Source organism: Bradyrhizobium jicamae, from assembly GCF_018130695.1.
Taxonomy (GTDB): Bacteria; Pseudomonadota; Alphaproteobacteria; order Rhizobiales; family Xanthobacteraceae; genus Bradyrhizobium; species Bradyrhizobium jicamae_B.
Genome location: NZ_JAFCJX010000046.1, coordinates 19305 through 43406, shown reverse-complemented (window position 1 = coordinate 43406; position 24102 = coordinate 19305). Strand labels below are relative to the sequence as shown.

22 protein-coding genes are annotated in these 24102 nt (G+C 64.5%); 12 read left to right on the top strand and 10 right to left on the bottom strand.

Going from position 1 to position 24102, the window contains the following annotated elements; all coding sequences use genetic code 11:
• Nucleotides 1-255: 255 nt before the first annotated feature.
• The 5 genes from JQ604_RS39175 to JQ604_RS39155 are packed head-to-tail and all read right to left on the bottom strand — an operon-like array spanning nucleotide 256 to nucleotide 5420.
• Nucleotides 256-1350, bottom strand: coding sequence for an LLM class flavin-dependent oxidoreductase (locus tag JQ604_RS39175; RefSeq protein ID WP_212366099.1), 1095 nt, complete (start codon nucleotides 1348-1350; stop codon nucleotides 256-258).
• Nucleotides 1351-1374: 24 nt separating this feature from the next.
• Nucleotides 1375-2547: an acyl-CoA dehydrogenase family protein gene (locus JQ604_RS39170; RefSeq protein ID WP_212366098.1), complete on the bottom strand. Its 1173-nt coding sequence runs from the start codon at nucleotides 2545-2547 to the stop codon at nucleotides 1375-1377.
• The gene (locus JQ604_RS39165) at nucleotides 2541-3332 is read right to left on the bottom strand and encodes an ABC transporter ATP-binding protein (RefSeq protein ID WP_212366097.1); all 792 of its coding nucleotides are present in this window, start codon (nucleotides 3330-3332) and stop codon (nucleotides 2541-2543) included. The genes JQ604_RS39170 and JQ604_RS39165 overlap by 7 nt, the downstream gene beginning before the upstream one ends.
• Nucleotides 3326-4345: an ABC transporter permease gene (locus JQ604_RS39160; protein WP_212366096.1), complete on the bottom strand. Its 1020-nt coding sequence runs from the start codon at nucleotides 4343-4345 to the stop codon at nucleotides 3326-3328. Before JQ604_RS39160 ends, JQ604_RS39165 begins: the two co-directional genes overlap by 7 nt.
• Nucleotides 4323-5420: an ABC transporter substrate-binding protein gene (locus JQ604_RS39155; RefSeq protein ID WP_212366095.1), complete on the bottom strand. Its 1098-nt coding sequence runs from the start codon at nucleotides 5418-5420 to the stop codon at nucleotides 4323-4325. Before JQ604_RS39155 ends, JQ604_RS39160 begins: the two co-directional genes overlap by 23 nt.
• Nucleotides 5421-5892: 472 nt before the next feature.
• Here JQ604_RS39155 and JQ604_RS39150 point away from each other — a divergent pair, with 472 nt between their 5' ends.
• Nucleotides 5893-6870 carry an ABC transporter substrate-binding protein gene (locus tag JQ604_RS39150; RefSeq protein ID WP_212366094.1) on the top strand — a complete coding sequence of 326 codons (978 nt, stop codon included), beginning with the start codon at nucleotides 5893-5895 and terminating at the stop codon, nucleotides 6868-6870.
• Between the two features lie 307 nt (nucleotides 6871-7177).
• On the top strand, nucleotides 7178-7957 hold the full coding sequence (locus JQ604_RS39145) for an SDR family oxidoreductase (RefSeq protein ID WP_212366093.1): 780 nt from the start codon (nucleotides 7178-7180) through the stop codon (nucleotides 7955-7957).
• Between the two features lie 231 nt (nucleotides 7958-8188).
• Here the strand turns inward: JQ604_RS39145 and JQ604_RS39140 are convergent, their stop codons facing one another.
• On the bottom strand, nucleotides 8189-8488 hold the full coding sequence (locus JQ604_RS39140; RefSeq protein ID WP_212366092.1) for an HU family DNA-binding protein: 300 nt from the start codon (nucleotides 8486-8488) through the stop codon (nucleotides 8189-8191).
• Between the two features lie 300 nt (nucleotides 8489-8788).
• On the opposite strand from JQ604_RS39140, the gene JQ604_RS39135 reads away from it, so the two are divergent.
• From JQ604_RS39135 to JQ604_RS39120, 4 genes are all read left to right on the top strand, one after another.
• A complete protein-coding gene (locus JQ604_RS39135) occupies nucleotides 8789-9643 on the top strand; it encodes a VOC family protein (protein ID WP_212366091.1) in 855 nt (284 codons plus the stop codon).
• A 120-nt stretch (nucleotides 9644-9763) separates the two neighbouring features.
• Complete coding sequence (locus tag JQ604_RS39130; RefSeq protein WP_212366090.1) at nucleotides 9764-11089, top strand: ABC transporter substrate-binding protein; 1326 nt, start codon at nucleotides 9764-9766, stop codon at nucleotides 11087-11089.
• Nucleotides 11086-12021, top strand: a complete 936-nt coding sequence (locus JQ604_RS39125) for a carbohydrate ABC transporter permease (RefSeq protein ID WP_212366089.1) — start codon at nucleotides 11086-11088, stop codon at nucleotides 12019-12021. Before JQ604_RS39130 ends, JQ604_RS39125 begins: the two co-directional genes overlap by 4 nt.
• Nucleotides 12022-12032: 11 nt before the next feature.
• Entirely contained in the window at nucleotides 12033-12857 is an 825-nt protein-coding gene (locus JQ604_RS39120) for a carbohydrate ABC transporter permease (protein ID WP_212366101.1), read from the top strand.
• A gap of 125 nt (nucleotides 12858-12982) precedes the next feature.
• Here JQ604_RS39120 and JQ604_RS39115 read toward each other — a convergent pair whose 3' ends face one another.
• Entirely contained in the window at nucleotides 12983-14641 is a 1659-nt protein-coding gene (locus tag JQ604_RS39115) for a regulator (protein WP_212366088.1), read from the bottom strand.
• 43 nt (nucleotides 14642-14684) lie between these two features.
• Entirely contained in the window at nucleotides 14685-15377 is a 693-nt protein-coding gene (locus JQ604_RS39110) for a cysteine hydrolase family protein (RefSeq protein ID WP_212366087.1), read from the bottom strand.
• A gap of 303 nt (nucleotides 15378-15680) precedes the next feature.
• On the opposite strand from JQ604_RS39110, the gene JQ604_RS39105 reads away from it, so the two are divergent.
• Nucleotides 15681-16694: a formamidase gene (locus JQ604_RS39105; RefSeq protein WP_212366086.1), complete on the top strand. Its 1014-nt coding sequence runs from the start codon at nucleotides 15681-15683 to the stop codon at nucleotides 16692-16694.
• Nucleotides 16695-16847: 153 nt separating this feature from the next.
• On the opposite strand, the gene JQ604_RS39100 is transcribed toward JQ604_RS39105, so the two are convergent.
• Both JQ604_RS39100 and JQ604_RS39095 read right to left on the bottom strand, forming a co-directional pair.
• Nucleotides 16848-17906 (bottom strand): YeiH family protein, encoded by a 1059-nt coding sequence (locus JQ604_RS39100; protein ID WP_212366085.1) that lies wholly within the window; start codon nucleotides 17904-17906, stop codon nucleotides 16848-16850.
• 88 nt (nucleotides 17907-17994) lie between these two features.
• On the bottom strand, nucleotides 17995-18216 hold the full coding sequence (locus JQ604_RS39095; RefSeq protein WP_212366084.1) for a hypothetical protein: 222 nt from the start codon (nucleotides 18214-18216) through the stop codon (nucleotides 17995-17997).
• 475 nt (nucleotides 18217-18691) lie between these two features.
• On the opposite strand from JQ604_RS39095, the gene JQ604_RS39090 reads away from it, so the two are divergent.
• The 5 genes from JQ604_RS39090 to JQ604_RS39070 are packed head-to-tail and all read left to right on the top strand — an operon-like array spanning nucleotide 18692 to nucleotide 24077.
• Nucleotides 18692-19804, top strand: a complete 1113-nt coding sequence (locus JQ604_RS39090; RefSeq protein WP_212366083.1) for a BMP family ABC transporter substrate-binding protein — start codon at nucleotides 18692-18694, stop codon at nucleotides 19802-19804.
• A complete protein-coding gene (locus JQ604_RS39085) occupies nucleotides 19801-20913 on the top strand; it encodes an ABC transporter permease (protein WP_212366082.1) in 1113 nt (370 codons plus the stop codon). The genes JQ604_RS39090 and JQ604_RS39085 overlap by 4 nt, the downstream gene beginning before the upstream one ends.
• A 1-nt stretch (nucleotide 20914) precedes the next feature.
• A complete protein-coding gene (locus JQ604_RS39080) occupies nucleotides 20915-21841 on the top strand; it encodes an ABC transporter permease (RefSeq protein ID WP_212366081.1) in 927 nt (308 codons plus the stop codon).
• A 23-nt stretch (nucleotides 21842-21864) separates the two neighbouring features.
• Nucleotides 21865-22548, top strand: coding sequence for a biuret amidohydrolase (gene biuH / locus JQ604_RS39075; RefSeq protein ID WP_212366080.1), 684 nt, complete (start codon nucleotides 21865-21867; stop codon nucleotides 22546-22548).
• Entirely contained in the window at nucleotides 22545-24077 is a 1533-nt protein-coding gene (locus JQ604_RS39070) for an ABC transporter ATP-binding protein (RefSeq protein WP_212366079.1), read from the top strand. Before biuH ends, JQ604_RS39070 begins: the two co-directional genes overlap by 4 nt.
• Nucleotides 24078-24102: the final 25 nt, after the last annotated feature.

The window sequence follows — 24102 nt, the reverse complement described above, 5'->3', positions numbered from 1 at the left end:
GCTGCTTGTAAGTCCGCCCCATGGCAACACCTCCAGTCGGAAGTGTTGCACTTCGTTTGTGAACTCAGGGGACCCATAACCACCGAATTTGATCGCGAGCGGGATCGTGGCCCCAGCGTCGTGCAAGAGCAACCATCTGGGGTAATGGGTCCTGGCTTTCGCCAGGACGACGCTGAATGTTTGGCACCGCCTATGTAGCGGCGTTCACGGCCCCGGCGCCCGCCAAGGCGAGCGCCGCAGCGAGAACGAGGCGGATCATTCTGCTGCAACACCCTTCTGCTGGTCGCGCGCGGCGACCAGCTTGCGGGTCAGCGGGATCAGCTCGCGGCCATACTCGATCGCGTCGGGCAACGGATCGAAGCCGCGGATCAGGAAGTGGCTCACGCCGAGGTCGTAGTAGTCGGCGAAGACCTCGGCGACCTGCTCGGGCGTGCCGACCAGCGCCGTGGTGTTGCTGTTGGCGCCGGTGAGCTTTGCGATCTCGGTCCACAGCCGCTTGTCGATGCGCGCGCCCTGGTCGGCGAGCGCAAGCAAGCGCTTGGCGCCGTCGGTGGCATGGTTCGGCCGGCGGTAGCCGGTCTGGTCCTGCAAGGCGGTGGCGCGTTCCAGAATCTCCTCGGCCTTCTGCCAGGCCTTCTCCTCGGTGTCGGCGAGGATCGGCCGCACCGAGAGGCTGAAGCGCGGCGTCGGCCGGCCATGCCTGGCGGCGGCCGCACGCACCCGCGCGGTGACGTCGCGCACCTGGGCGTAGGACTCGCCCCACAGCGCGAAGGTGTCGGCATGCTTGCCGGCGACCTCGACCGCGGCATCGGAGCCGCCGCCGACGAAGGTGTAGATGCCGCCCTTCTGCAGCGGCTTGACCTGCGAGAAGCCGTTTTCGACGTTGTAGTACTTGCCGGAGTAGTTGAACGGCTTCTCGCTGGTCCATTCCAGCCGCACCACGTCGAGAAATTCGCCGGTGCGGGCGTAGCGCTCGTCCTTGTCGTCGAGCGTGTTGCCGTCCTGGCGCAGCTCGATCGCATTACCGCCGGTGATGACGTGCAGCGAGACGCGACCGCCATAGAACTGATCGAGCGTCGCAAGCTGCCGCGCCAGCAGCGTCGGCGCGGTGAAGCCCGGGCGCTGCGCGATCATCACCTTCAATTTCGTGGTGATGGTCAGCACGTGCTGGGCGACCTGCAGCGCGTCGGGCGTGGTCGAATGGAACGCCAGCAGCGCGCGATCGAAGCCGGCGAGTTCATGCGCCTTCGCCACCGTCTCGATATAGGGCGGGTCGAGGATCGGGCCCGAGCGGACGATGGTCTCGGAGGAATTGTTGTTGGTGATAAAGCCGATGAACTCGACCGACATGGGAGGCTCCGGTTTGTGATTGTACTAGAGGCCCAGCGCAACGCGCCCGGCGGAGATTTTCGTGGCGTCGTCCTGCGGGGTGTGGACGCGGCCGCAGAGCACGTCGCGATAATGCCGCTCCAGCGGGTTGGCGCGCGACAGGCCGTGATTGCTGGTCAGCGACAAGGCGTCCTCCACTGTAGCCGCGGCATTATTGGTCACCGTCAGCTTGATGATGTTGGACTCGATTGCCGACAGCTGCAAGCCGTCATCGAAGTCGGTGGCAAAGCTTTCGATCAAACGCGCGTTGACCGCGAGCCGGGCCTCGATGCCGCCCAGCACTTCCTGGGCACGCGGCAGGGTGGCCAGCGGCGCGCCGAGGTTGGCCGGCACCCGCTCCTGCAGGAATTTGACCAGCCAGTCGCGCGCCGCGCGGGCAACGCCGTCATAAATCGCTGCGACGAAGATCGCGTGGACGACGCTCTGCGTGAAGTCCGGAACCTTCCAGTCGTCGGGCTTGCGCGCATCGATCTCGTAATCGAGCGGAAACACCACGTCGTCGAAGATCACCGTGTGGCTGCCGCTGGCGCGCAGGCCGAGATGATCCCAGCTCTCGATGATCTCCGTTCCCGGCAGCCCTGATGGAACCAGGAACAGGCCGACGCGGGTCTCCGGCTCATCGGTCTTCGCCCAGACCGCGTACCATTTCAGGATCGGAGCGCCAGTCGAATAGATCTTCTTGCCCGTCAGCCGCCAGCCGGTCTCGGTGCGCCGGGCTGTTGTCGCCGGCAGGCCACCGCGGGCGGGCGAGCCGAGTTCGGGTTCGACCCTCAGCGCGTTGATCAGCGCGACGCCGTCGATCGTCTCCTTCGCGAGCTTGCGCGACAGGCGGCCGGGCCAGCGCGTGCTGCGCGCCATCACCAGATGCTGGATGTAATGCATCGAGAGCACCAGCGCGGTCGACGGATCGGCCTTGCCGATGATGCCGAGCACGCGCGCGGTGTCGCGGGCGCCCGCCCCTGTCCCCCCGAGCGCCGCCGGCACGGTGAGCGCCAGCAGGCCGGCCTTGGAGAGATCGGCAAAGTTCTGGAACGGAAAGCTGCCGTCGCGGTCATGCGCGGGCGCACGCGCAGCGAAGACATCGGCGAGTTGCAGCGCGCGCAGGATGTGATCGGGCTCGCCGGCTTGCGGCAGCTCCTTCGCTAAGGTCGTCACCATGTGGCTTCCAATCCGAGCAGGGCGAGGATCTGCTTGCGCAGGTCGGACAGATAGGGGTCGCCGCGATGCCGTGGATACGGCCGCTGCACGGCGATGTCGGCCTTGATGCGCGCCGGGCGGTCAGAGAGCACGATGACGCGGTTGGCCAGCACCAGCGCCTCCTCGACGTCGTGGGTCACCAGCAGCGTGGTAAAGCCCTCGCGCTGCCAGAGCGACACGAGCTCAGCCTGCATCGCGATCCGCGTCAGCGAGTCGAGCTTGCCGAGCGGCTCGTCCAGCACCAGGATCTTTGGATCGTTGACCAGCGCCCGCGCCAGCGCGACGCGCTGCGCCATGCCGCCGGAGAGCTGGTGCGGATAGGCGTTGCGGAACGACGACAACCCGACCAGGTCGAGCACGGCGTCCACACGCGCACGCTGGCTCTTCAGGATGCCCTGCGCCTCAAGCCCGAGCGCGACATTGTCCCAGACCGAGCGCCACGGAAACAGGGTCGGGTCCTGGAACACGACGACACGCGACGGGTGCGGCCCGGTAATGCGGACCTCGTCCTCGCGTAGCGCACCGGCGCGCGGCTTTTCCAGGCCGGCGACGAGGCGCAGCAAGGTCGACTTGCCGCAGCCGGAGGGACCGAGCAGCGCGACGAACTCGCCCGGCTGGATCGCAAGGCTGACATCGTGGAGCACCGGCAGCGTGGCGCCGTCGATGTCAAAGGCGTGGCTGACATGCTCGATGTCGAGCGCGGCACCGACGGCGGGAGTGGTGATGGCTTCGGCGAGCGCTACCATTTGACGACACCTTTCTGCCAGACCAGCAAACGATCGCGGGTGCGGAACAAGAGTGTGATCGCCCCTGAGCAGAGCAGCGACATCACAATCAGCGCGGCATACATGTTGGCATAGGCCGCCCAGCCCTGTGCCCATTGCAGGTACCAGCCGAGGCCGGCCTTGACGCCGATCATCTCGGCGACGACGAGCACGGCAAAGGACGAGCCGAGCCCCATGAACAGGCCGACGAAGACATGCGGCAGCGCCGCGGGGATCGCGACCTTGAGCACCAGAAATGACGGCTTGGCGCCGAGCGTGCGCGCGACGTCGTAATAGGCGTTGCTGACACTCGCAACGCCCGACCAGGTCAGCACGGTGACCGGAAAGCCGGTGGCGAGCGCGATCAGGAAGGTCGATGCGCTCCAGCTCGACGGAAACGTGAAGAACGCGATCGGCAGCCAGGCGGTCGCCGGCAGCGGGCCGATGAAGCGCAGCACCGGATGCACCCAGTAGCCGATCTTTTGCGACCAGCCGATCGAGACGCCGGTGAGGAAGCCGACGCTCGCGCCGATGAGGTAACCACCGAGCTGCAACTTGATCGAAGCGAGCACGCTGTCGAGCAGCTTTGGCAGATCGTCGGTATAGACCTCCAAGATCGCCTGCGGCGGCGGGAAGAACGGCAGCGGCAGCCAGGCGAACTTCGCGGTCGCGACTTCCCACAACGTCACGAAGGCGCCGAACGCGACCAGCCACGGCGCCCGTTTGCGTAAGGCCAGCCCGGCCGCGCCGAGGAAGTCGGCAGCCAGCGTGCCGAACAGCACGAAGGCCGCGATGATGAAGGCGCCGATGCCAAGCGACTGCGTGCGCGACCAGTCGCCGAGATCGGGCCAATAGAGGCACGACACGCCGAAGGCGGCCCAGACCAGACTAGCCACAACGCCCGTGGCGTAGCTTCCGCTGCGGATAGCGGCGAGATCGAGCGAGGCGCGCGGCGCGACTGCGGCTTGCGTATCAGACACCGAATAGGTCGACATAGATCCGCTCCGCGAATTTGGCTGTATCGGTGCTCGGCTTGAAGACGGAGACCGCCTTCAGATCGTCGGCGTAGCCCTTCAGCTCGCGCTTCAGCACCTCGCCGACGGGATGATGATGGTGAGTATGATAACGCGCCATGCCCTCGAGGTCGGCGAGGCTTGCCGCCTTCGGCGCATAGGGCTGGAACGATTTTGCCGCCTTGTCCGGGTTCTGCGAGGTGAACATCGCGGCGTCGAGCAGCGCCCGGGTGATGGCGCGCGCGACCTGCGGCTCCTCGCGCACCAGGCTGCCGCGCAGGCCGACGATGCAGCAACTCTTGTCCTTGTATTCGCCGTCGAGGTTGGAGGCGACTTCCTTGTATTGCGGGTCCTTCAGCCAGAGCCAGGCCAGCGGATCCGACGACAGAAACGCCTGCACCTCGCCCTTCTCGACCGCGACGTTGAGCAGGTTGCCGGGATAGGCGCGCCAATCGACATCCTTGTTCGGATCGATGCCGAGTTTCGCCAATTGGATCGAGAAGAAGTTCTTGTCGGGGCCACCGAGATCGCCGACCGCGACGATCTTGCCCTTGAGATCGGCGAGCTTGTCGACACCGGAATTGGCGCGGCTCAGCACGCGCATGCAACCGCCATGGGTGCCCGCGGCGATCTTGACGTCAAAGCCCTGCTCCAGCGGCTTCAGCCAGCGCAACGCCATGCCGAGGCCGGCATCGCTCTTGCCGGTGGCGATCGCTTCCAGCAACTGGTCCGTCGAGCCGGAATAATTGACCAGCTCGACGTCGAGGTTCTGCTTCTGGAAGAAGCCGTAATCGATCGCGACCGGCAGCGGCGCGAGACAGACCGCGCCGGCATTCCACGACAGCTTCAGCTTGCGCGGCGCGCCCGTCAGCAGCGCGGCATCCGATGCGGTCTTGCAGATCGGAAACTCGGAGAAATCGATGGCGGGCGCGAGCGCGCGCGGCACAAAGGCCTGCGCACCGAAGGCGCCGATCGGCGCGGCCAGCGCGGCCGCAGCTCCTGCGCGCAACAGGCTGCGCCGATCCAAGGTTGTTGGACGCTTTTCTTCTGACGACATGGTTACCCCACATTTCGGCAAGGCTCCGCCGGGCGCGCAACACGGGTCCGTTGCGCGCGCTCCGCGCATCGGAACGCTTGTTCGTAAACTTCTGTCTCGACGGCCGTTCGCGATCGAAAGCCGATGTTGAAATGATGCGGTGCGTCGATGCGATCGTCAATGAAATGGAATTTCGAATGTTGTCGGCGGCAAAGCGAATATCTCCATGATCGCCTCGCGCGGCGATGAAAGGATTTTCGCGCTGATCGCGTTACCGACGCACGCGATCGCGATGCGGATTGCATCAAATTTGAGCGGTCGGAGCACGCGAATGCCGCGTCTTCTCCAAACACAACATCGGCGAGACGTTCCTTGCCATCATCGCCACGAATACAGTTTTCCGTTTCGTTGACTGCGCTTCGCTCGCTCATAGACTTGGTCAAACGCTCAACGCACGGAAGCGAATGAGCGAATGAATCGGAAAGAAACAAACATGAGCAAACTCTCTCGCCCTCACTCCTTCACCCGCCGCACGGCTGCCGCGCTGATCGCGGCCGCCGTGACGCTCTCGACATCCGTCGCAGCCCTCGCCGATGACAAGATCGTGCTGCGCGTCGGCGACCAGAAGGGCGGCAACCGCTCGCTGCTGGAAATTTCGGGACAGGCCAGGGACCTGCCCTACAAGATCGAATGGTCGGAATTCCCTGCGGCGGCGCCGATCCTGGAAGCGCTCAATGCAGGCGCACTCGACGTCGGCTACACCGGCGATCTCTCCTTCCTGTCGGTCTATGCCGCGGGCGCACCGATCAAGGCGATCGGCGGCACGCGCTCCGATCCGAAGACGCAGGCGATCCTGGTGCGCGCGGATTCGCCGATCAAGTCGGCGGCCGACCTCAAGGGCAAGCGCCTCGCCGGCACCCGCGGCGGCTGGGGCCAGTTCCTGATCGACGCGACATTGGAGAAGACCGGCAACAAGATCGAGGACGCGACGTTTGCGCCGCTCGGCCCGGTCGACGCCAAGATCGCATTGCTCGCCGGTTCGATCGACGGCTGGGCGGTGTGGGAGCCCTACGTCTCCTATGCCACGCTGAAGGACAAGGCGCGCATCGTCTCCGACGGCGAGGGGCTGACGCCGACCGTCACCTTCATCGTCGCCTCAGACAATGCGATCGCGACCAAGCGCGCGGCAGTGCAGGATCTGGTGCAGCGGCTCAACAAGGCCCGGCTGTGGTCGCTCGATCATCTCGCAGAGTACGCCAGGAGCACCGCCGACCTCACAAAACTGCCGGAAGACGTGCTGCTGTCGGCCTACACCGCGCAGAAGACCTCACCGATCGCGATCGACGAAGCCGTGGTGAAGGAGATCCAGGCGGCGTCCGATCGTGCCACGCGTTACGGCATTCTCGGCAAGACGCTGGATGTCAGCAAGGCCGTGGACCGCAGCTTCACGGCGAGCGCGAACTTGAACTAGCCGAGGTCCTTCACCTCCCCTTGAAAAGGGGAGGTCGGATTGCGCGAAGAGCAATCCGGGTGGGGCTCTCTCTCCGCAGACACCACCGTTGCGGCGTGACCCCCACCCCCACCCCCACCCTCCCCCTTTCAGGGTGAGGGAGCCAAACAGTGGTGCTCGCCTTACGATGCACCAGAACGGAGACGCGCTCATGTCCGGCCCGCTCCATCTCGCACTCATCGTCACGGCACACCTGCTCTGCATGAGCTTGTTGGTCGCACTGTCGCTTTGATAGCCTCGCTCCCGGTCGTACCCAGGGAGAACAACAATGAACCTGACCATGAAAGACCGCGTCGCGGTCGTGACCGGCGGCAGCAAGGGGATCGGGATCGCAGTGGCACGGCGGTTTGCCGAGTCCGGCGCCAAGGTCGCGATCCTCGCCCGCGGCGCAGAGGATCTGAAGATCGCGCGCGAGGCGCTTGCCAGGGATGGGCTCAACGTTCGCGATTATGTCTGCGACGTCGCGAAGGCTGACGACATCAAGAGCGCGCACGACAGGATCGTCGCCGATCTCGGCCCGGTCGACGTGCTCGTCAACAATGCCGGTACCGCGCGGACGCTGGCGTTCGAGAACATCAGCGACGAGGCCTGGCAGGAGGATCTCGATCTCAAATTGTTCGCGGCGATCCGTTTCAGCCGGCTGGTCTGGGGCGGCATGAAGCAGCGCAAATGGGGCCGCATCATCAACGTGCTCAACACGTTCGCCAAGGCGCCGGCCGGCAATTCGGCGCCGACCTCAGTGTCGCGCGCCGCCGGCATGGCGCTGACCAAGGTAATGGCCAACGAAGGCGGCGAGCACGGCATTCTGGTGAATGCGCTCCTGGTCGGCCTGATCATGAGCGATCAATGGGTCAAGCGCCACGCGGCGACCGCACCGGACGCGCCGTTCGAGGAGTTTGCCAAGAACCTCGCCAAGGGCACGCCACTCGGCCGGATCGGCACGGCGGAGGAGTTCGCCAACCTCGCCTGCTTCCTCGCCTCCGAGCAGGGCTCCTACATCACCGGCACCGCCATCAATGTCGATGGCGGCCGATCGCCGGTGGTCTAAACAGACGCCGATCTCTCTTCACCTCGCCCCGCCTGCGGGGAGAGGTCGAAATTCGCGCCCGCGAATTTCGGGTGAGGGGGACTCTCCGCGAGCTCACTCGTGGAGAAAGCCCCTCACCCCAACCCTCTCCCCGCGAAGAGCGGGGCGAGGGAGCCGATCCAGCAAGCCGCATGGCCATGGAGGAGCACTCAAAAGCAAAAGGCCTCCGTCACCGGAGGCCTTTCGTTTCTCTTAAACCGCGTCCTTGGCGGCCTTGACCGGGCGGGCCCGGACGATCTTCCGGGCCGGCTTGGCCTTGAACATCATCTCTTCGCCGGTGAAGGGGTTGGTGCCCTTGCGCGCCTTGGTGGCGGGCTTCTTGACCACGACGAACTTGGCGAAGCCGGGGACGAGGAACACCCCGTTCTTCTTCAGTTCCTTGTGGCCGACGTCGACGAGCGTGTCCATCACGTTCTTGACATCGCGCTTGGAGAGTTCGGTGGTGGTCGCGATCTTCTCGATCACCTGCGACTTCGACAGTTGGGTAGCCATGGTTGCTCCATTTGATTCTGGAGCGGGAACGATATGGCGGAAAACGGCTAAAAAAACAGGCTTTTCTGCACTCTTCACCACAATATCGCTGTGGACAGCACCCGAATCAGCGATTTTTCCGGGGTTTTTCCAAGTCAAGGCGCTTCAGACCCCTGAAAAAACAGGGTTTGCGCGCACTGCAACGGCCAAAAAACAGCCCCGCAGGAGAATCACCGCGAATCGATTGACGGCCTCCGCACACGAATTGCGGGCACGGAAGCGTTCTGGTTAGCTGTCGCGCACAAGCCGGAGAAACAAGAAGTGGCACTCAAAAACGTCATCGGACTAGATCACGCCGTGGTCATGGTAGAGGATCTCGACAAGGCGGCCGAGAACTACAGGCGGCTCGGCTTCACCGTGTCGCCGCGCGGCACCCACAGCGCCCATATGGGATCGGGTAACTACACCATCATGTTCGGCCCCGACTATATGGAGTTGCTCGGCGTGCTGACACCGACGGAGCATAATGCGCCGGCGCGCGCCTTCCTGGAGAGGACCGGTGAAGGTATCGAGCGCATCGCCTTCACGACGTTGGATGCGGCCGCAGGCGCCGAAGAGGTCCGCGCGCGCGGCTATCCCCCGATCGGGCCGACCGATTTCGAACGGCCGGTGACTCTGCCTGACGGGACGATCTCTGCGGCAAAATTCCGCACCTTCATGTGGCCGACCGCGGAGGCGCCGGGCGGCGTGCGCATCTTCGCCTGCCAGCACAAGACGCGCGAGACGGTGTGGATCCCCGAACTGATGACGCACGCCAATGGCGCGCTATGGCTGAATCAGGTCCTTATCGTCTCGCCGGATCCCGCAGCGGAAGCGGCGCATCTGTCGAAGATGATCGACATGGCCGTGAGCAAGAATGCCGATGGCGCGGTGGCCGTGCCGTCCGGCAGCAGTCGCGCGGACTTCGTGTTCTTGACCAAGGACCAGCTCGGCAAGCGCTATCCCGGTGTCTCGCTCGCGGGCTTGCCCGAACGCGGCGGTGCAGGCCTCGTGATCGCGGCCAACCTTGCCGCGACCGAGAAGACGCTCGGTGCGACAGGTGTGCGCAATGGCGGCAACATCTGCGTGCCGCCAGCCGCGGCAAACGGCACCCTGCTCGACTTCGTCCAGGCCTGATACGCCTTATCCCAATTGCGCGGTATGGCACTGCCACACCGCGCATAATTAGGACTAGGCACGCGCCACCCGCGCGCTAGTATCCGCCCAAACAAGAAGCCGATTGCAGGGGAGAGAACCATGAAAGACAATCGAATTTCGCGTCGCGCCGTTCTGGCAGGCACCGCCGCCGCAGGCGCGCTCAGCCTGACCGGCATGCCCGCCCGCGCCGAGGTGAACTGGAAGAAATATGCCGGCACCAAGCTCGAGGTGATCCTCGCCAAGGGTCCGCGCGGCGACAATCTGCAGAAGAACATCAAGGAATTCACCGAGCTCACCGGCATCCAGGTCGAGTCCGAGCAGATTCCCGAGCAGCAGCAGCGCCAGAAATGCGTCATCGAGCTCGCCTCGGGCAAGCCGAGCTTCGACGTCGTGCATTTGAGCTATCACGTGCAGAAGCGGCAGTTCGAGAAGGGCGGCTGGCTCGCCGACATGACGCCGATGATGAAGGACCCGGCGCTGACCGCGCCGGATCTGGTCGAGAGCGATTTCTCCGCGGCCGGCCTGCAATATTGCAAGAACGACAAGGGCCAGATGCTGTCGCTGCCGTGGTCGGTCGACTATTTCATCCTCTACTATAACAAGGAGCTGTTCCAGAAGAAGGGCGTCGCGGTGCCGAAGACCTTCGACGAGATGGTCGCGGCCGCCGAGAAGCTGACCGATCCCAAGGACGGTACCTTCGGCTTCGTCGGGCGCGGCCTGCGCAACGCCAACATGACGCTGTGGACCAACTTCTTCCTCAACTACGGCGGCGAATTCCTCGACGACAAGGGCAACATCCTCACCGATGGGCCCGAAGCCGTCGCAGCGACAAAACTCTATCAGACGCTTCTCACGAAAGTCGCGCCTCCCGGTGTCGCCGGCTTCAACTGGATGGAGTCGATGGCGTCGTTCACCCAAGGGCGCTCGGCGATGTGGATCGACGGTGTCGGCTGGGCGCCGCCGCTGGAAGACCCGGCAGCCTCACGCGTGGTCGGCAAGGTCGGCTACACCGTGGTGCCGGCCGGTCCGAAGGGACAATATTCGGCGACCTATGGCGACGGCCTCGGCATTGCCGCCGCGAGCAAGAACAAGGAAGCCGCCTACCTGCTCTGCCAGTGGGCGGTCTCCAAGAAACAGGGCGCGCGGCTGCTGCAGGCCGGCGGCGGCGTGCCGTTCCGCAACTCGATTCTCAACGACCCCGAGGTCCAGGCCGGCGTGAAGATGCCGAAGGAATGGCTGCAGTCGGTGATCGACTCCGCCAAGATCTCAAAGCTCGGCCTGCCCGTCATCATCCCGGTCGCCGAATTCCGCGACCTTGTCGGCGCCGGGATCACCTCGACCTTGTCGGGCGGCGATCCCGCGACCGAACTGAAGAAGGCGCATGAGCAGTTTCGCCCGATCCTGGAGCGCAGCGAGAAAGCGTGAGTGTCGTAACCCAGACTTCTCCGGCCGCGGCGCAAGACGCCGCGCCGGAGCGTGAGTGGCGTCCGCCATCCTACTGGCCGTTCGTGATCCCGGCCCTGGTCGTGGTGCTGGCGGTGATCATCTTCCCATGGCTGTTCACGATCTGGATGAGCCTGAACGAATGGAAGGTCGGCTCGCCGACCACCTTCGTCGGGCTCGCCAATTATCTGCGGCTGCCGAATGATCCGCGCTTCGTCGAAGCGGTCGGCCATACGCTGTCCTACACCGTGCTGTCGGTGGTGCTGCCGCTGATCCTCGGTACGCTGTCGGCCGTGGTATTCCACCAGAAGTTCGCCGCGCGCGGCTTCCTGCGCGGCGTCTTCATCATGCCGATGATGGCAACGCCGGTCGCGATCGCGCTGGTATGGACCATGATGTTCCATCCGCAGCTTGGCGTGCTCAACTATCTCTTGTCGCTGGTCGGCATCCCGCCGCAGCTCTGGGTGTTCAATCCGAACACGGTGATCCCCTCGCTGGTGCTGGTGGAGACCTGGCAGTGGACGCCGCTCGTCATGCTGATCGTGCTCGGCGGCCTCGCCGCGATTCCGACCGAACCCTATGAGAGCGCGCAGATCGACGGCGCCACTTTCTGGCAGATGTTCCGCTTCATCACCCTGCCCCTGATCATGCCGTTCCTGTTCATCGCCGGCATGATCCGCATGATCGATGCGGTGAAGAGTTTCGACATCATCTTCGCGATCACGCAGGGCGGACCCGGTTCGGCGTCTGAGACCATCAACGTCTATCTCTACAGCGTCGCCTTCGTCTATTACGACCTCGGCTATGGCTCGGCGATCGCCGTGGTGTTTTTCCTGCTGATCGTCGCGCTGGCCGCGCTGATGCTCTATGCGCGCAAGCGCATGCTGTGGACCGAGATCGCGAGCGGCGCATGACACCAGGTCTAATCAATCCAAGGCAGATACTCAGTCAAATCGGATTGTGGCTGTCGGTGCTGGTCATCGTCTCGCCGGCGATCCTGTTCTTCCTCTGGATGGCCTCGCTGTCGCTGAAGTTCGAGGTCGACAACGCCGCCTATCCGCCGGTGCTGATTCCGGAGAATATCGCCTGGAAGAACTATGCCGACGTGCTCGCCTCCAACCGCTTCCTGACCTATTTCACCAACAGTCTCGTCGTCACTGGCGCCGCGACGTTGCTCGCAATGATTGTCGGCGTGCCTGCGGGCTACGGCATCGCGCGGATGGCGGCGCATAAGTCGGCGATCGTGATCCTGATCGCGCGCATCACGCCCGGCCTGTCCTACCTGATCCCGCTGTTCCTGCTGTTCCAGTGGCTCGGCCTGCTCGGCACGCTGGTGCCGCAGATCATCATCCATCTCGTGGTCACCGTGCCGATCGTGATCTGGATCATGATCGGCTATTTCGAGACCACGCCGCTCGAGCTCGAGGAAGCCGCCCTGATCGACGGCGCCACGCGCTGGCAGGTGTTCCGCCACGTCGCGCTGCCGATCGCCAAGCCCGGCCTCGCGGTCGCCTTCATCCTCGCGGTGATCTTCTCCTGGAATAATTTCGTGTTCGGCATCGTGCTCGCCGGCCGCGAGACGCGGACGCTGCCGGTTGCCGTCTACAACATGATCTCATTCGACCAGCTGAGCTGGGGCCCGCTCGCCGCGGCCGCGCTGATCGTGACGGCGCCGGTGCTGCTGCTGACCGTGATGGCGCAGCGGCAGATCGTTGCGGGACTCACGGCGGGCGCGGTGAAGGGCGGATAAATCTGCCGCTAATTAGCGTTGTGCTAACCCCTCATCCTGAGGAGCGCGTAGCGCGTCTCGAAAGACGAGGCCCGAGTGGGGCCTCATGGTTCGAGACGCCGCTCCGCGGCTCCTCACCATGAGGGTCATTCCGCCGGCGCCGCGACCGGCATGTCGGCATGCGACGCGTAGCTCTCGCTGCCGACCGACTTCCCGAGCGCATAGAAGCCGATCGCCATCACGACATAGGCGAAGGCGACGCCCGGGGTGACGCCGAGCCCGCCACCGACGCCGACGGCTTCACCATGCATGAAGCCGAAATAGGTCATGACGGCACCGGCGAGCGCGAACGCCGAGGCTTTCAGGAAATCGCGCTCGATCACAAACACGCCGATTGCGCCCAGCACGAGGCCGGCGAGGATCGAGCCACCGCCCATCACCTCGAGGCCGTGGTAGAGCACGCCCTGCTGCGGCAATGCTGCGACCGCTGCGGTCTTGACCGCGTCGACCTTGTCGGCCGCGAGACCGCCGACCGCCTGCGCGGCGTTGATGGTCGAGCCCAGCATGGTGTCGATCTGCAGCTTGGCCCAGGCCGCCAGATGCGGCGTAAAGGCGAGCACGATCGCGGGCGCGTGCTTGACCGGCGTGGTCTGGAACGCCTGCGCACCGATCAGCATGCCGATATAGAGCAGGATCGGCGAGATCGCGACGACGGGCACCAGCGCCAGCAGCACCGAGATGATGCCGAACCAGGACAGCACCACCACCATCAATCCGGTCGCGGCCGAATAGCCGATCCGCCCGCCCATCGCCTTCCAGCCGGGATGGCCGATATAGACGGCGTTGATGAAGGGGTTGCCCATCAGGCAGCCGATCAGACTGACGACGCCGTCGGCGGTCAAGACGCGGGTGGTCGGATATTCGTCGCCGGCGGCTTCCGCGCTCTCGACATTGTCCATGGCTTCGACGAGGTCATAGATGCCGAACGGAATCGCGGTGACCAGGATGATGCCGAGGAATTCGAAGCCGGAGAACACGTAGCCGACGGCCGGGATCGGCACCGAGAAGCCGAAGCTCGCAAAGGCATCGCCGACGCCCTTCAGGCTGAGGCCGCCGAGGCCGAGCCCGAACAGGTTGGAGCCCCAGGCGATGATCATGCCGACCGCGATCGCAACCAGGCCCGCCGGCATGCCCTTCCAGTATTTCACGCCGCCGAACCAGCTCACCAGGATGATCGCGAAACAAACGAGACCGATCTGCGGCGTCATGTACATTTCCAGCGCCGGACGCATCGAGATGAAGGTAACGGACACGCCGGCCAGCGTACCGAGCAGTGCCGCGCGCGGCGTGATCTGCCTGATGTAGGGGGCAACAAAGCCGCCGATCATGAGAATAAAACTCTGGAAGAACACCCAGACCAGGCCCGCCGACCAGCCCTTGATGGGATCGCCGGTCTTGATCGTGATCGGTAGCATGATCACGAAGGTGACGATGAACATGTGCGGCACGCTGACGCCCGACGGCAGCGCGCAGACGTCGTTGCGGCCGGTCTTCAGCGCCAGCCGATAGGCGAGGAAGGCGTAATAGAAGGTCGACAGGCACATCATCAGGCCGAGCGCCGGCAGGATGCGGCCGAATACCAGAGAGTCCGGCATCTTCAGCACGAAGCGCAACAGCCCAGTGAGCACCAGCATGTTGACGAGGATGTTGGTGCCGAAGCCGAAGAACGCGTTCCAGTCACCGGGTGTCCATAGTGTCGGCTTGAATCCGGACGCAGCCGAAGTCCCCGTCATGCTCGTGCTCATGATGTCGCCCCTGTCTAGCGAGCATGACTGATGGGATCATGCTCTATGCCAATGTTTTCGTCGTCTCCATTGCTTCCAGCACCGCGGCTGAGCTCGCGACCCAACCGAAGATTCCGCCCTGGGCCTTGATCATCCGGAGGCCCATCTCGTGGAATTCAGGGAAATAGGATGCGCAGCCATCGGAGATCACGACGCAGCGGTAGCCGCGGTCGTTGGCTTCGCGCACCGTGGTGTTGACGCACACCTCTGTCGTCACACCGCACACCAGGAGATTCTCGATGCCGTATTTCTGCAGCACGTCGGTGAGCTCGGTGGCGTAGAAGGCGCCCTTGCCCGGCTTGTCGATCACGATCTCGCTGTCGAGCGGATAGAGCTCGGGGATGATGTCGTGGCCGGCCTCGCCGCGAATGAGGATGCGCCCCATCGGACCGGGATCGCCGATGCGCAAGCTCGGCGCGCCGCGCTCGACTTTCGCCGGCGGCGCGTCGGAAAGATCGGGCAGATGCCCCTCACGCGTATGGACGACCAGCATGCCGCTGTCGCGCGCGGCCGCCAGCACGGCACCGATCGGCTTCACTGCACGAGCGAGCTGGCTGACATCGTTGCCGAGCGTCTCGCCGAAGCCGCCGGGCTCCATGAAGTCGCGTTGCATGTCGATGATGACGAGCGCCGTCTTGCTCCAGTCGAGCGCGATCGGCTCCGGCTCTGCTGCGATTGTGCCGCTTGAGTTCGTCATGACGCGCGCCCCGAACGAGAGAACTCTTTCTGACGTTCAAGCAAGCGGCATGCCATTGTGTACAATGGCACGCGATGCCCAGCCGCAATCGAATCTGCCGTCATTTCAACTCCTTGAATGTTTGCATCTCCGCTGCTCATTCCCTGAGCCACGCTGTTCCGACGTGCATCTGCCCATTCGCTAAGCGCAACTCTCATCTGCACGCGGTTTGCGCAGAAGGCAAATCCGCTGGCATACTTGTTGCTGAATACGGGCGGAGACGAACGCAACGCGCAGCGCATTCAGCTGACAGGGAGGACAGGCATGAACGGACTTGGCGGGCTCAACAAATCGCCCAATGGCGTGGTGATCGGGCTGGTGCAGCTGCAGCTGCCGACCGTGGTGACGAAGGCCGATCTCGCCAAACAGACCGAGCGGATCGTCTGGATGGTCGGCAAGGCGCGGCGCAACCTCTCGACCATGGATCTCGTGGTGTTCCCGGAATATTCACTGCACGGCCTGTCGATGGACACCAATCCGGAGATCATGTGCCGGCTCGACGGGCCCGAGGTCGCAGCCTTCAAGAAGGCCTGCATCGACAACAAGATCTGGGGCTGCTTCTCCATCATGGAGTTCAACCCGCACGGCAATCCCTACAATTCAGGCCTGATCATCGACGACCACGGCGAGATCAAACTGTACTACCGCAAATTCCATCCCTGGATCCCGGTCGAGCCGTGGGAGCCCGGCGATATCGGCATTCCCGTGATCGAGGGGCCGAAGGGCGCGAAGATCGCGTTGATCATCTGCCATGACGGCATGTTCCCGGAGATGGCGCGGGAATGCGCCTACAAGGGCGCCGAGATCATGATCCGCACCGCCGGCTACACCGCGCCGATCCGCGAGAGCTGGCGCTTCACCAACCAGGCCAATGCGTTCCAGAACCTGATGGTCACCGCCAATGTCTGCATGTGCGGCTCGGACGGCTCGTTCGATTCCATGGGCGAAGGCATGATCGTCAATTTCGACGGCTCGATCATCGCCCATGGCACCACCGGCCGCGTCGACGAGATCATCACCGCCGAAGTGCGGCCCGACCTCGTGCGCGAGGCGCGGATCAACTGGGGCGTCGAGAACAACATCTACCAGCTCTGGCACCGCGGCTATGTCGCGGTGAAGGGCGGCGCGATGGATTGCCCCTACACCTTCATGCAGGACATGGTGTCAGGCACCTTCCGCCTGCCCTGGGAGGACCAGGTCAAGATCACCGACGGCACGAGTTGCGGCTTCGCCGCGCCGACGCGGATGTTCGGCAAGACCGCGAAGGCGGCGGAGTGAGGATGCTTGCACAGCTGCCGTAGGGTGGGCAAAGGAGCGAAAGCGACGTGCCCACCATTCGCGGCGTGCTCGTGATGGTGGGCACGCTTCCGCCTTCGCTCGTTCAGCTACGGCGTGACGGGGTCGCTTTGCCCACCCTACAAAATCGTCGCGTCATTTAAAGACGTGCACCAGCGCGATGCTCAAGCCCAGCAGCAGTATCAGCGAGAGGGTGACGGCGGCCGTCACCCTGCCGCCGACAGTCGACAGCACGCGTACATCGACGCCGAGCCCGAGCGCCGCCATCGAGAGCACGGTGAGGATCGCCGCCGTCTTCGTCACCGGCGCGATCGCCACGTCAGGCACCAGCTGGAACGAGCGCAGTGCCGCCAGTACCAGGAAGCCGATGATGAACCATGGCACCAGCTTGAACGGGCTGATCGCGGCGGCCTTGGCGCTGCCGGCCTTGCGGCGGCGCGCGACGAACAGCGACAGGGCGATCACGATCGGGCCGAGCATCAAGACCCGCACCAGCTTCACCAGCGTGCCGATCTGCGTCGAGACGATGCCGGCCGGCACCGTCGCCGCCAGCACCTGCGGCACCGCATAGACGGTGAGGCCGGCGAGGATGCCGTATTGCGTCGCCGACAGTTTCAGCAGCGGGATCAGCAGCGGCAGGCCGAGCACCATCAGCACGCCGAGAATGGCGGTGAACGAGATCGACGAGGCGATATCGTCGCCATCGGCCTCGATGATCGGCGCAACGGCTGCAATCGCCGAATTGCCGCAGATCGAGTTGCCGCAGGCGATCAGGATCGACAGCTTGGTCGGCAGCCCGAGCATCCGGCTCAGCCCATAACTCACTGCCAGCATGATCGCGACAGTGGCGGCGATCGCGGCGATCAGGAGGTAGCCGGAGGCCAGGATCGCGGCAAAGCTGATGGAGGCGCCGAGCAGCATCACGGCGACCTCGAGCAATTGCTTCGCGCTAAACGCGATGCCGGAACGCCAGCGCTCGGACGGCTGCCAGGCGGTCCGCACGGCCATGCCGAGCAGGATCGCCACCACCAGCGCCTCGATATAGGGATGGTCGAAAGCGCGCTCTTCGATAGCCTGGATGCCGAGCGAGATGACCGTGATCAGCCCGCAGAGCAGGATGCCGGGGATCAGCGACAGCAGGCGCTTGAGCGCTCCGCCTCCCCCGCTCTGTGCTTTTTTCGCAGACTCTGACAACGATTCTTCTCTTCGCTGGAGAAGAATTTATCCGTCAAAGCGGTGGGATGGCGAATATTTTTTCGGAAACTAGTGGCTTGCGGCCGGCTTAGAGCGCCGCGAACAGGCCCTGCGCCCAGGCGACGACGCGATCGAAGTTGAACACACCGGGCTCGAAATAGACGGCACGCGCGAGCACGATCCCGACCACCAGCACCCAGAACACGCTGGTGCCGGCCGTCTTCAGCCATTGGGACGCACGTGTCGGCGCGATCGAACTCTCGACCGCCGGGACCGGCTCACCAAAGGGATCGAATGCGGATTGGCTCATGGCCCCTAATGTCGCGACATCCGGCCCAGAAGCAAGGGTAGTGGAATGCCTTTTGAGGCCCGGAATTGGAAGCGCCTTCCGCGCGATCCGGCGCGGAGAGAGTTTTCTTCTTTTCGGTCCCCGGAAGCAGTCCGTAGGGCGGATTGGCGAACGTAATCCGCCGCCGCGTAGCGTGCGGAACGATGGTGGGTTACGGCTTCGCCTAACCCACCCTACCGGCCAAAGGCGCGTTAGGAATTGCTTAACGACCTTGCATACAATAAGGAAATGACGCCTATAAATTGAGCAAATCTCCCTTGTGCAAACTTTGGGCGGTTCGCGCACCGCCGCCTTTCCTCAAGTTAAATCAATGCCTTGCGCCGTCGTGACCGCCAATCGCGCTCTGGCATGACAATTGCGACATCCCCTTTGGGCGCCGCCGTATCGGCGCGGCTGTGAGTGAGGCGGACCAGACCCGCCCGGAGGGAGCAGGCAAATGGATTTTGGCAGGATTTCACGACGGCATTTGTTGCAAGGCGGCGCCGCGCTGGCGGCCGGCAGCGCACTCGGCCTCCGCGGCGCGATGGCAGCGGAGACGACCATCGGCTTCATCTATGTCGGCTCGCGCGACGACTACGGCTACAACCAGGCCCATGCGCAGGGTGCTGCGGCACTGAAGAAGCTGCCCGGCCTGAAGGTGGTGGAAGAAGAGAAAGTGCCGGAGACCGACGCGGTCGAGAAGACCATCGAGTCCATGATCAATCTCGACGGCGCCTCGCTGCTGTTCCCGACCTCGTTCGGTTACTACAACCCGCACATGATCAAGATGGCCAACAAGTTCCCGAAGCTGCGCTTCGAGCACTGCGGCGGCCTCTGGAGCGAGAAGGACCCGAAGAACGCCGGCAGCTATTTCGGCTACATCGACGAGGCCCAGTACATCTCCGGCATCGTCGCGGGCTATTCGAGCAAGAGCGGCAAGCTCGGCTTCGTCGCGGCGAAACCGATCCCGCAGGTCTTGCGCAACATCAACGCCTTCACGCTCGGCGCCAGGCTCGCCAATCCGAAGGCCACCACGCAGGTGATCTTCACCGGCGACTGGTCGATGCCGGTCAAGGAAGCCGAGGCCACCAACAGCCTGATCGACCAGGGCGTCGACGTGCTGACCTGCCATGTCGACGGTCCGAAGACGATGGTGGAGAACGCAGCGCGCCGCGGCGCCATGGTCTGCGGCTATCACGTCAACCAGTCGCCGCTGGCGCCGAAGGCCTATCTCACCGGCGCCGAATGGAATTGGGAAGCGCTGTATCCGAAATTCGTCAAGATGATCGCCGCCGGCGAGACCATCCCGAACTTCTATCGCGGCGGCCTCAAGGAAGAGATCGTCAAGACCTCGCCCTATGGCGAAGCGGTCTCGGCCGAAGCGCGCAAGCATGCCGACGACATCAAGGCCAAGTTCCTGTCGGCGGAAGGCTACGCCATCTTCAAGGGTGGCCTGGTCGACAACAAGGGCAAGACGGTCATCGCAGCCGGCACCGATCGCGGCCAGAAGGATCCGGAGCTCGAGAAGATGGACTATTTGGTCGAGGGCGTGCTCGGAGCGACTTCGTGACAACAGACGCGGCGGAAGGCGGCGTCGAGGCGGCCGGAGTTGCTCCGGCCGCCGATGTTGGATTCCTCCAGCGCTACGGCGCAAGCATCGAATACATCCTGATCCCCGCCGCGGCGCTGATCGGCGCGCTCGCGGTGTTCGGGCTGTTTGTCGCGATGTACGGCAAGAACCCGCTCGATCTCTATTTCTACATGTATTACGGCGCGTTCGGCACCTGGTTCTCCTGGCAGAACACACTGACCCGCGCAGCGCCCTTGATCCTGACCGCTCTGTGCACTGCGCTGCCTGCGCAGCTCGGCATGGTGATCATCGGCGGCGAAGGCGCGCTATTGATCGGCGCGTTGTCGGCGACAGCGGCGGCACTGGCCATGCAAGGCGCCGCGCCCATCGTCGTGCAGATCGCGATGGTGATCGCGGGCGTGATCGGCGGCGGGCTCTGGATCACGCTGTCGGGCGCGCTGCGGCAATATCGCGGCGTCAACGAAACCATCTCCAGCCTGCTGCTGGTCTATATTGGACTAGCGATCCTCAACCATCTCGTCGAGGGCGCGATGCGGGATCCCGCGAGCCTCAACAAGCCGTCGACGCGCGAGATCGGCGCCGCCAACATGATCGGCACCATTCCCGGTACCGACGTGCATTGGGGTCTGGTCTTCGGCCTGGTCGCTGCGATCGCCAGCTACATCCTGATCTATCACACCACCTTCGGCTTCGCCGCGCGCGTCGCCGGCGGCAACATCCGCGCCGCCAAGATCGTGGGTCTCGGCGTCGGCAAACTGATCCTCACCATCTGCTTCCTCGCCGGCGCCTGCGCAGGCCTCGCCGGCATGATCGAGGTCGCGGCCGTGCAGGGCCGCACCAATGCGAATCTCGCGGCCGGCTATGGCTTCACCGGCATCCTCGTTGCCTTCCTCGCGCGGCAGAATCCGCTGGCGATCATTCCGGTCGCGATCCTGCTCGGCGGCATCAGCGCCAGCGGCGGCCTGCTGCAGCGGCGGCTCGGCCTGCCCGATGCGTCGGTGCTGGTGCTGCAAGGCATCATCTTCGTGTTCGTGCTGGCGAGCGACGCGCTGTACGGACGCATCGGCTTCCTGAAAGGAAAGTCCTGACATGGCCGACCCATCGATCGGACTCTGGACCGTTCCGCTCGCCGTGTTCGGCGGCGCCATCCGCGTCTCGACGCCGTTCCTGTTCGTCAGCCTCGGCGAATGCATCACCGAGCGGTCCGGCCGCATCAATCTCGGCCTCGAGGGCACGCTGGTGATGGGGGCGATGAGCGCCTACGGCATCTCCTATCTGTCCGGCTCGCCCTGGCTCGGCGTGCTCGCCGCCGGAATCACCGGTGCCCTGCTCGGCGCCCTGCATGCCGGCATCTGCTCGCTGCCGCGCGTCAATGACGTCGCCGTCGGCATCGCGCTGATGCTGTTCGGCACAGGTTTGGCCTTCTTCCTCGGCAAGCCCCTGATCGAGCCGACCGCGCCACGATTGCCGGCAATCGATTTCGGCTGGTGGAGCGACATCCCGCAGGTGCGCGCGGCGCTGCGGATCAACGTGCTGTTCCTGATCGGCGTTGCGATCGCGCCGCTGCTGTTCTGGGCGTTCAAGACCACACGGTGGGGTCTTCTGATCCGCACCGCCGGCGAAAGCTCGGATGCGGCGCGCGCGATGGGCCATTCCGTGCTGCTGATCCGGCTGCGCGCCACGATGGTTGGCGGCTTCCTCGCCGGCATCGGCGGCTCCTTCCTGTCGCTGTTCTATCCCGGCAGCTGGAACGAGGGCCTCTCTTCCGGCCAGGGCATCACCGCGGTCGCGCTCGTCATCTTCGCGCGCTGGGATCCCTTGCTGTGCCTGTGGGCCTCGCTCGCCTTCGGCGGCGCCGCAGCGCTCGGGCCGGCGCTGCAATCGGTCGGCGTCACCTCCGGCTATCATTTGTTCAACGCCGCGCCCTACATCCTGACGCTGGCGATCATGATCATCACCTGCTCGCCGAAGCGCACGCTGACCGGCGCGCCGGCCGAGCTCTCGATCACCCGATAAAACGCGCAGCAACGAGGTCGTCCATGCCCGAGCGCTACACCAAGTCCGAGCCCTATGCCTGGCCCTACAACGGCGACCTGCGGCCGGAGAATACCGCGCTCATCATCATCGACATGCAGACCGATTTCTGCGGCGTCGGCGGCTATGTCGACAAGATGGGCTACGATCTCTCGCTGACGCGGGCGCCGATCGAGCCGATCAAGGCGCTGCTCGCGGCGATGCGCGCCAAGGGCTATCACATCATCCACACCCGCGAGGGTCACCGCCCCGACCTCGCCGATTTGCCCGCCAACAAGCGCTGGCGCTCGCGGCAGATCGGCGCCGGGATCGGCGATCCCGGCCCGTGCGGCCGCATCCTGGTGCGTGGCGAGCCCGGCTGGGACATCATCGAGGAGCTGGCGCCGCTGCCGGGTGAGCCCATCATCGACAAGCCCGGCAAGGGTTCGTTCTGCGCCACCGATCTCGAATTGATGCTGCGGCTGCGCGGCATCGAGAACATCGTGCTGACCGGCATCACCACCGACGTCTGCGTCCACACCACGATGCGCGAAGCCAATGATCGCGGCTTCGAATGCGTGCTGGTCGAGGACTGCTGCGGCGCCACCGACAGGAGTAATCACGACCACGCCATCAAGATGATCAAGATGCAGGGCGGCGTGTTCGGCGCGGTGACAAGGTCAACCGATTTGATCGGAGCGATCGCGTGATCATCGGCGAAATCCCGCCGCCGAGCGGCGCCTTCGGCGTCGACGCCATCGCCATGACCATGCGGTTCGGCGATTTCCTGGCGCTCGACAATGTCGAGCTGAAGGTCAAGCCCGGTTCGTTCCACGCGCTGCTCGGCGAGAACGGCGCTGGAAAAAGCACGCTCGTGAAATGCATCATGGGCTATTACCACGCCACCGAAGGCGACATCCTGATCGGCGGCCGCGAGCAGAAGATCGCCAACCCCAAGGACGCCCACGCGCTCGGGCTCGGCATGGTCTATCAGCATTTTACCCTCGTGCCGGCGATGACGGTCGCCGAGAACCTGGTGCTGGCGCGCGACGACGTACCGGCCGTGGTCGACTGGGGCAAGGAGAAGAAGGAGCTCGAGGCGTTTCTTGCGCGGATGCCGTTCAAGGTGCCGCTCAACGCAAAAGTCTCGGATATCTCCGCCGGCGAACGCCAGAAGTGCGAGATCCTCAAGCAGCTCTATCTGAAACGCCGCTTCCTGATCCTGGACGAGCCGACCTCGGTGCTCACCCCCGGCGAGGCCGACGAGGTGCTCGGCATGCTGCGCGAGATGGTGGTCAGGGGCGAGCTGACCATTTTGATGATCACCCACAAATTCCGCGAAGTGATGGCGTTTGCCGACGAGGTGACGATCCTGCGCCGCGGCAAGCTGGCCGGCAGCGGCAAGGTGTCCGAGCTGACGCCGGACGACATGGCGCGCACCATGATCGGCGCCGAGCAGCTGACGGTGCAGCCGCCGCGCACCGGCGATGTTGGCGCGGCGCGGCTCGAGCTCGACCAGCTCACCGCGCGCGACGACGCCGGTGCGATCGCCGTGCACGGCGTCTCGCTGACGGTGAAGAGCGGAGAGATCGTCGGCATTGCCGGCGTCTCCGGCAATGGCCAGCGGCAGCTCGTCGAGGTGCTGGCGGGCCAGCGCGAGGCCGAGAGCGGCGCGATCCGCGTCCAGGGCGAGACCTATTCGGCGAGCCGCGAGGAGATGCGCCGCCACAAGATGTCGCTGCTGCCGGAGGAACCGCTGAAAAACGCCTGCGTCGGCGGCATGAGCGTCGCCGACAACATCGCCTTCCGCGAATTCGACCGCGCGCCGTTTGCGAGCGGCGGCTGGTGGCTGAACCGGTCGGCGTTCCGCAAAGATGCCGAGCGCAAGATCGGCCTCTACAAGATCAAGACCCGCGGTCCGGATACGCCGATCGCGGCACTCTCGGGCGGCAATGTGCAACGCGCCGTGCTGGCGCGCGAGCTGAGCGGCGATGTCGAGGTCTTGATCGCAGCCAATCCCTGCTTCGGCCTCGACTTCGCGGCGGTGGCGCAAATCCATGCCGAGATCATGGCCGCGCGCAACCGCGGCGCGGCGGTGCTGCTGGTCAGCGAGGATCTCGACGAGTTGCTGGAACTGTCGGACCGGCTGGTGGTGATGTTCCACGGCCAGTTCGTGCATGAAGCGCGCGCGTCAGAGGCCGATCTGACCGAAATCGGCCGTCACATGGCCGGGCACTGACGTCGCGGGTTCCCGCGACGCTGTC

What these genes read in the sequence shown, in the direction of transcription:
- JQ604_RS39115 (WP_212366088.1), bottom strand. Translation starts at nt 14,641, where the DNA reads ATGAGCACGAGCATGACGGGGACTTCGGCTGCGTCCGGATTCAAGCCG.
- JQ604_RS39175 (WP_212366099.1), bottom strand. Translation starts at nt 1,350, where the DNA reads ATGTCGGTCGAGTTCATCGGCTTTATCACCAACAACAATTCCTCCGAG.
- JQ604_RS39155 (WP_212366095.1), bottom strand. Translation starts at nt 5,420, where the DNA reads ATGTCGTCAGAAGAAAAGCGTCCAACAACCTTGGATCGGCGCAGCCTG.
- JQ604_RS39145 (WP_212366093.1), top strand. Translation starts at nt 7,178, where the DNA reads ATGAACCTGACCATGAAAGACCGCGTCGCGGTCGTGACCGGCGGCAGC.
- JQ604_RS39090 (WP_212366083.1), top strand. Translation starts at nt 18,692, where the DNA reads ATGGATTTTGGCAGGATTTCACGACGGCATTTGTTGCAAGGCGGCGCC.
- biuH (WP_212366080.1), top strand. Translation starts at nt 21,865, where the DNA reads ATGCCCGAGCGCTACACCAAGTCCGAGCCCTATGCCTGGCCCTACAAC.
- JQ604_RS39095 (WP_212366084.1), bottom strand. Translation starts at nt 18,216, where the DNA reads ATGAGCCAATCCGCATTCGATCCCTTTGGTGAGCCGGTCCCGGCGGTC.
- JQ604_RS39140 (WP_212366092.1), bottom strand. Translation starts at nt 8,488, where the DNA reads ATGGCTACCCAACTGTCGAAGTCGCAGGTGATCGAGAAGATCGCGACC.
- JQ604_RS39105 (WP_212366086.1), top strand. Translation starts at nt 15,681, where the DNA reads ATGAACGGACTTGGCGGGCTCAACAAATCGCCCAATGGCGTGGTGATC.
- JQ604_RS39130 (WP_212366090.1), top strand. Translation starts at nt 9,764, where the DNA reads ATGAAAGACAATCGAATTTCGCGTCGCGCCGTTCTGGCAGGCACCGCC.
- JQ604_RS39160 (WP_212366096.1), bottom strand. Translation starts at nt 4,345, where the DNA reads ATGTCGACCTATTCGGTGTCTGATACGCAAGCCGCAGTCGCGCCGCGC.
- JQ604_RS39080 (WP_212366081.1), top strand. Translation starts at nt 20,915, where the DNA reads ATGGCCGACCCATCGATCGGACTCTGGACCGTTCCGCTCGCCGTGTTC.
- JQ604_RS39165 (WP_212366097.1), bottom strand. Translation starts at nt 3,332, where the DNA reads ATGGTAGCGCTCGCCGAAGCCATCACCACTCCCGCCGTCGGTGCCGCG.
- JQ604_RS39150 (WP_212366094.1), top strand. Translation starts at nt 5,893, where the DNA reads ATGAGCAAACTCTCTCGCCCTCACTCCTTCACCCGCCGCACGGCTGCC.
- JQ604_RS39170 (WP_212366098.1), bottom strand. Translation starts at nt 2,547, where the DNA reads ATGGTGACGACCTTAGCGAAGGAGCTGCCGCAAGCCGGCGAGCCCGAT.
- JQ604_RS39110 (WP_212366087.1), bottom strand. Translation starts at nt 15,377, where the DNA reads ATGACGAACTCAAGCGGCACAATCGCAGCAGAGCCGGAGCCGATCGCG.